The 7,416-nt window shown below is 44.6% G+C and carries 5 protein-coding genes; 2 read left to right on the top strand and 3 right to left on the bottom strand.

The features are described 5' to 3' along the window. Positions 1–35 precede the first annotated feature (35 nt). Positions 36–1,802, bottom strand: coding sequence for an NFACT RNA binding domain-containing protein (locus tag QUA45_RS14560; protein ID WP_333221239.1), 1,767 nt, complete (start codon positions 1,800–1,802; stop codon positions 36–38). Between the two features lie 229 nt (positions 1,803–2,031). Next, positions 2,032–3,585, bottom strand: coding sequence for an NAD(P)/FAD-dependent oxidoreductase (locus QUA45_RS14565; RefSeq protein WP_333221241.1), 1,554 nt, complete (start codon positions 3,583–3,585; stop codon positions 2,032–2,034). A 252-nt stretch (positions 3,586–3,837) separates the two neighbouring features. Here QUA45_RS14565 and QUA45_RS14570 point away from each other — a divergent pair, with 252 nt between their 5' ends. Further along, the gene (locus tag QUA45_RS14570) at positions 3,838–4,425 is read left to right on the top strand and encodes a hypothetical protein (protein ID WP_333221243.1); all 588 of its coding nucleotides are present in this window, start codon (positions 3,838–3,840) and stop codon (positions 4,423–4,425) included. 336 nt (positions 4,426–4,761) lie between these two features. Here QUA45_RS14570 and QUA45_RS14575 read toward each other — a convergent pair whose 3' ends face one another. Beyond that, a complete protein-coding gene (locus QUA45_RS14575) occupies positions 4,762–5,310 on the bottom strand; it encodes a hypothetical protein (RefSeq protein ID WP_333221245.1) in 549 nt (182 codons plus the stop codon). A 353-nt stretch (positions 5,311–5,663) separates the two neighbouring features. Here QUA45_RS14575 and QUA45_RS14580 point away from each other — a divergent pair, with 353 nt between their 5' ends. Next, positions 5,664–7,136, top strand: coding sequence for a hypothetical protein (locus tag QUA45_RS14580; protein ID WP_333221246.1), 1,473 nt, complete (start codon positions 5,664–5,666; stop codon positions 7,134–7,136). The last annotated feature ends 280 nt before the right edge of the window (positions 7,137–7,416 follow it).

Consider the following 7,416-nt stretch of genomic DNA (forward strand, 5'->3'; position numbering starts at 1 on the left):
AGGGCCGATAGACCCTTTTACTCACTTTATATAAATCAAGCAGGAGCTTGCTGCGGTCTGCCCCAGACAATTCGCTCCTGCTTGTATACAACCATACCCGGTTTCGCGCCTTTCGGCTTGTATACATATTTCGGTTCTGTATAAACCACGGGGACTTGTTCGCTGTGGCGGGCGCGGCTGTAGTAAGCAGTCATGTCGGCGGCAAATTGCAAATCGGTTTCTTCAGCCACAGTACCGGGTTTGAGACGCAGCAAAGCGTGACTTCCGGGAATCTCTAGGGTGTGGAACCACAAGTCGTAGTCGTTGGCGGTGCGAAAAGTGAGTTGGTCGTTTTGGCGATTGTTGCGCCCGATTAATAATTCAAAGCCGCTGGGAGTTTGGTAGCGATGAAATTCGATCGCAGCATTTTTGTCGGTACTGCGATAATCTGGTACGTCTAGATATTTTTGCTGGATCAGTTCTTCGCGGATTTCGGCGAGGGTTTGCAAATCTTGGGTGTTGCGGTAGGTTTCCAATACCGAAAGTGCGACTTCAACTTGTTCTAAATAGTCGATTTCTTCCTGTACCGCGGCTAACAAAGGTTCTACTGCAATGCGTGCTCTTTTAAGTTTTTGGTGTTTTTTGTAGAGGGCTTGAGCGTTTTGAACGGCGTTTTTTTCCGGGTTTAGGGAAATGATAACTGGTTTCTCGGTTTCAAAGTCAGGGAGAGAAATTGATTTCATTCCTGGTTCCCAATGCTGCAAATTTGCCATCAGCAAGTCGGCTTGGGATTTGTGGGTGTCGGCGTCTGCTGATTGCTGCAAGCGTTCTTTAAATGTGTTGGCTTTGAGGCGCAGTTTGGCTAAGACGTTGTTGAGTTTTTGGGTAAGCTGATGCCGCAGTTGGGCGAATACTTCTTGATTGATTTCGCCTGTGTAGTAGCTGTTAAGTAATTCTTGAACGGAAGAGAAGGAAGAACGAACAGAGGAGTTAGATTCGTTTGCAGTTTCTGCCTCTTTTGCATTTGGTGCGGGCCAATCGATGACGGTGTAGCCTTCGGGGGTAAAACTCGGGTGAAATTTCGAGTTTTCTAGACATTGCAGCCAGTATAGCCAGCGCTGGAATAGTTGCTGCCAGTCGTCGGGATTGAGGCTGTCGGTGGATTGTTCGGGGTCTAAAGAAGCCGATCGAATCATTGACAAAACTAAGGCTTTACTCATCCCTCGGTAATTCTTCAACACATTGCCCTTTAATTGACCGGGAACCAGGCTAATTCGCGATTGCCAGCGGTTTTGTGATTCGCTCAAACTCGGCACTGCATCGGTCAAAGACGGGGGCATTTCGTAGGGTTGCCCGGTTTGGATTGGACGGACGGTGGACTGTTTGGCGCTGACTTGGTGGGCGCAGGTGACAACGAGGTTGTCTCGGGCGGTGAGGATGACGTTGCTGTACTTGCCCATGATTTCGGCGTAGAGATGCCAGAGGGCGGGTTCTCCGGGGCGTTTGGCGAATTGCAAGTCGATGACTCTTTCCCAGGATGAAACGGGGGCGATGGAAACTAAGGCTAAACCGCTGAGTTGATGCCGCAGTTGTTCGCTGAAGGTGAAGGTGTCGGGAATGCGGGGCGGGGGGTCGCCGACGCAGATGCGGGCGGCCACAGGATGCCAGGAAAGGTCAATCCAGCCGCGCCCTTTCATGGTACGCAGCGCCAGGGACACTGTGAAGCGATCGCGCTGGTAGACTTGTTCTAAGCGCGCTGGCAGCCATTGGGCTCGCAGTTCGCTGCAAGTGGCGGTTAAAGTTGTAAAGTCTACGGGTTGCACGGTATTCTCAGGGCGATCGAACTATCTATTTCTATGCTGACAGATATCGGTCACATTTTACTAATTATATAAAATTATTGTTTACTCTTGCTTTCCGTCCTTCCCTAGGAAAGCTCTTCAATAATTTCGTTAACAAATAACTAATAACTAATAGACATCTCCTAAAAAGCAGGTTTTGAACAGGCAGGGTAACTGTTCCACAAGAATTATGGCAGATATCTAATAACAACTAACTAATAACTTCCCGAATCAATTGCAAATGTTTGTACAAAGGTGCGATCGTATTGGCGGCGATCGCCCCGCTAGCAGCAACAGCCGGCAAACCAATTCCCGGAAATGTCGAATCTCCGCAGCAAAACAGCCCCGCTAAAGGCGTTCTCTGCCCGGGAAACAAGCCGCTACCAGCCCGAATTCCGGGCCCGTAGGAACCGCGATGGCGGCGCAAAAACCGTTCGTGGGTGAGGGGTGTCCCAACTAAGGTGACTTCGCAGCGCGATCGAATATCGGGAATAATTCTCTCTAAGGCTTCCCACATTACCTCGGCGCGCGCTTGTTTTTGCAGATTGTACTCTTCGCTGGTGCGATCGAGCTTTTGCCACAAATCGTAAGGCTCGTTTCCGGGGGTATATGCGTGAATGACGTGCTTTCCCGGAGGCGCGAGGTGGGGGTCGAGGAGGGAGGGAATCGAGACGAGAACGACGTTCTGAGGGGCTGAAACGCCCATTTCCCAGTCTTTGACGAAAATGTAGTGACAAGCCAAGTCCGATCGCACTCCGGCAGCATCAATTCCCAGATGCAGGTGCATGAAGCTGTCGCACTCGGGCGTCGCCTGCCGCTGTTGCCGAAACCTTTGCGGGACAGAGGTTTCAGGCAAGAGTTTCAGGGTATCCCAAACGGAAGCGTTGGAGACGACGGCTTTGTGCGATCGAATAATTTTGCCCGAACGCAGCCGCACGCCCGCAGCCCGGTTGTTTTCCACCAAAACTTCTGCAACGTGGGAATTTAGCAACAACCGCCCTCCGTGGCGCTCTAAACCGCGTACCAGGGCATTTACCAACGCTGCACTACCGCCGATCGGATAGTCCAAAACTGCATTGGGGCGATACCAGTCGGCGAACATGAATGCGACTTCGGCTGCGATCGTTCCGTCGGCGGGAAGTCCAGACAGCAGGAAACACAACAAGTTCAGCCAATTTCTGACAAAGGGATCTTTGACATTTTTGTCCATAATTTTGCTGAAAGGGCCTGCAAGTGCGATCGCGTCGCCAGCACTTTGCAGGAAAGCCGGCGCAAATTGGCCGAGGGTAAAAACACTGCCCAAATCGAAGCGCAAAGCCAGGGAGGGCAAGGCTATGGCAGCTTTGGCGTAGGGCTGCATGATGCGCTGGAGTTGCCGCCATTCGGCGACTGCTGCCGCGCCGCGCAGTTGTGCGAGCACTTCGCCAAATTGACTCGCACCAACGGATGTGTCGAAATCGCCTTCTGGCAAACAGCAACCCCAGGTATCGTAGGTGATGCAGGGGAGTTTTTCGCCGATCGCATCCAAAACTTGCCGCAGCGGATTCGCAGACGGGCTGTAGGATAATCCTGAGTACAGGGAGGGCCCGGAGTCGAAGCTAAATCCGCCGCGTTCAAAACCGTGTGCGGCGCCGCCCGCGATCGAATGGCTTTCGCAGACAATCACGTCAAAGCCATAGCGGGCCAGCAGTGCACCGCAACTTAACCCGCCAATGCCGCTGCCGATGACGATGATTTCTGTGTCTGTGGGGGGGATCGCAACCATGTTTTTCTCCGCTACTTCAGCTAATATTATCAATGTCTTGCAGCTTTACGACTTACGCATTTAACAGATGCGATCGTCCCTAGCCCTCCAAAACACAAGGGGAGTAGGGGGTGGGATAAGAAGCTGTCAAAGCCCCCCTTAATCAGGGCGAAGAATCTGTAAAAGTCAACCCCTAATCCCCGATTTTTTGGGGGATTTAGGGAGATTTCGACTCAGCTACCACCCTTAAAATACAACTCTGTATATTATTAAATGGAAAATATATCTATTCTAGAACAAGCTGCCAAATCTAATTCTAAACCATCTCCAGACGCTGTAGTCGCCGCTCTCATAGAAGCTGAGAAAAACGCGAAAAAAAATAAAATTCGCTATTCTTTCGAGCAATTAATCGGCAACTGGCAACTCTGCTTTATCACCGGCACCAAAAAGACTCGACAAAAAGCGGGGATTGTCTTGGGTGCGGGACGTTATATTCCTGAGTGGATTGCGAAAATTCAAATTGCTTATTCGGCCGAACCTGTTGCTGAAGGAGAAGAGAATACCGAAATCGGCAGGGTGGAGAATTCGGTGCAAGTTGGGGCGATCGTACTGACTCTTTCCGGGCCGACTAAGTTTTTGGTTAATAAAAATATTTTAGCTTTTGATTTTACCAGAATTACGGTGAAATTGTTGGGTAAAACTGTGTATCAAGGATTTATTCGCGGTGGAGAAGCGCGGGAGGCGGAATTTTTTAGTTTGAGTGTGGGGAAGCAGGCATTTTTTGCATATTTTCTGGTAGAAGATGGGATAATTGCGGCTAGGGGAAGGGGGGGCGGCTTGGCTTTGTGGGGGAGAGTTTAGAGGAATTGAGGAGGCGATCGGGTAATTGTTTTTGATGGCAGTCAGGTATTGGCGAATTCCCAGGGGATGGTTGACCCGAAATACAGTCGAGATTGTCTGCATATGAACCCAGAAGGTTATGTGGTACTCAACCAGGCAATTGCTGGTATCCTGATCCCGTAGGATAAGGCTACTTGACATATATCAAAGTAGTAGACTATATTAGATATGGATGCAGCAGACATCCTCTAAGGATGACATCCCGTTACCCACTAGGGTCGAGGAAATTCCGGTAAAGACGTTCTGAATACCAAAACTGATTTTTTGGCGAAGGCTCCTTAAGGAGCCTTTGTTATTTTATGGCTTCGGTAATTTCTTATTATTCAATAAGTTTTTGGCTATAACGAAGAAGCCGACTTTTTTCACTTTACCTATGCCTTCGTATTTAGGGTAAGCACTTTGTACGTGTAATCTCAGCTTTTTAACTTCTTTGAATACTGCAAAAGCAACGTAATAATCAACCTCTCTACCATTTGAATCCAAAATTTTAACGGTGGCAAATTTTCCATATCCAGCGTGACAAACTAACGTTTCTTTCTCGCCCAATGACTTAATAATACTCGGTAAGTGCTTTGAGAGTTGATATCTCTCAAAATTAAATTGTCTAGACTCTTTCGGCGCACTGTACATCAATAACTGTGATTCTTCGCTAGAAATATCGTCTGAATCTTTAGTGAAGCAATGTAAGCCATAAGTTACTATAAACTTGTATGCGATCGGCTTTTGTTCGTCTGTTTGGTCTAGATACTCAACCCACTGAGCATTAAGATGTGATAGGTCGTAGATATCATCATTTAGTATGAAGTTTTTCCAGGATGTAACTTCTTTTACGGTATTGAACTTCATACTTACCAGAACATATTAACTAAGCTTCGGCTCATGTGTTTAAGACGAAGTGTTTGTCGGACTTGATTAAAGAGAGACGACCCGGACAGTTGATAATACCCAGTACCTTTAGTCATGGAATGGAGACAAATGAGGTAATTTAGAACGATAAAAGACACTATACCGCAAATCATAGATACTAGAAAATCATAAATTTTTCGGATTTTTTTTGACAAAAAAGCAAATATGTGGTATTATTAATGCTTAACAAAAGTTAAAATAACTCTATAACTGATCCAGGATGGATAGGTGGTTTTCCGGGAAATTGGACATATCAAGGTGATGCCAAACTGTTAGTAAAAAATACTGTTCAATTGATAACGATTAGCTTGCGTCTTATATTCATAGAAGAAGTTGAGATAGATGTCAAGCTGATTTGGAAAAGTATTACTGACGATGAGCGTTTGCAAATAGCTAGGCAAATGCACGATGAGGGACAGCAAATTCTTGTTATTAAAGGCAGAATATTACTAATTGGTTATTCTATGCCCCTGTTTAATATTAATGAAGCTGATGGGGTAACAAATTTTAATGTAGTCAAGTTTATAACTTATTCGGGACTACCTCAAAATTGTCATTTTGAAGAAAAGTCTGACTACTTTTTTCAATTGAGAGTTTACTTAAATGATGAATTTTCATCAAGAGACCATTCTTTTATTACAGAGTTTGAAAATACGCCCAGACCACGAAACATAGATGCCGATACCATAGCAGAGAAGCGAAGTTTTTATTGTGCCTTAAACTCAGGTTATGAAGTCAAGTGCGGGAAGAAGTATGTTACTCATAAAGACCACAATGTGTTCTACACAAAAAATATAGATACTCTATACCACCTTAGTTTTATAGATATTAGAATCCCCTTAAAAAATCATCGTATAAATAATCTGATAATCCGTGAAGCCCAAGCAATTGAAGTTTCTTTAGCTAGGCATTTAGAAAATGTTCTTAATGATGTTTGTGCTTTTCTCAGTATTGTCTGCGAGCGTGAAATCTTACCAATCTATTATGATTATTCAATCTGGTATCAAAATAAATATATTTCCGGTCAGATAATTCCTATTTGGGAGAGACGCAGAATACCAAAAATTAGCAAATCTTGGCCTACTCAAGGTATTCATTTTCTAGGTAATGTCACTTCATTCCTAGAATGTTGTCCTTTAAGTAAGCAACTTAGCAGGGGAATAGGACATTTAAAAATAACTGTTTACGAATCTACTGTCGAATTAAAACTTATGGCAGCATGTTCTGCAATCGAATACTTTTATTCCTACTGGTTTTGGGAAATGGACGGACTTTCAAAGCTAATAGATGGATGGTTACAAAAAAATCAGCTTCTATCTTCACATCAAAATTTTGATAAAGATCTTGACAAGATTAAGAAAGAAAATATTAAGGATCGAAAGAATCGCAGAACACCATACCTTTCAAGGGTCATCCGATTCTTCGTGAATGACTTAAGTATTGACTGGAAAAAATACATGGAAACTGAAGGTAGTCCTCTGTTTATCCAAGTTAGAAATGACCTTTTGCACGGAAGCTTTATCTCAGATGATACAGTAATTTTTCAAGCTGAAGAGATAGCTAAAAAGTTGGGAGCAGAAATTTTATTTGCAATTATGAAGATGATTTCTAAAGCAGATGATTCTCAATCGTATGAGATTTTGCCTGTCCGTCCACTAGAAAAAGATTTTTATAAATTTTCAGATGGCTGGCTTGAAATTAAAGAGATATTAGATGAGTTACATAGTGAGGAAAAGTCTCAACGACGATTTTGGAATCGCAACTAAATATCCCAGCTATATCAGTGCATTTACTCTACAAATTTCAAGTATAGTGTAGTGACGATATTGTTAAGCTTATTGAGGCAATATTATCAGTATTAACAGCAGAGAAATCATCTGCACAGTGGCAGTTCAATCGGAGGGATATTGTAAGAAAAATTAAGTTTACGCAAATCAGTCGGAAAATATGCCAAGACTGACTTCAGTAACTATTTCTAAGGTGGGGATGTATGGCGATACCGCATCAACCAATTTGGACCCTATCACCAGAAGATGTATATCAATC

This window comes from Microcoleus sp. Pol12A5, assembly GCF_036701435.1.
Taxonomy (GTDB): domain Bacteria; phylum Cyanobacteriota; class Cyanobacteriia; order Cyanobacteriales; family Microcoleaceae; genus Microcoleus.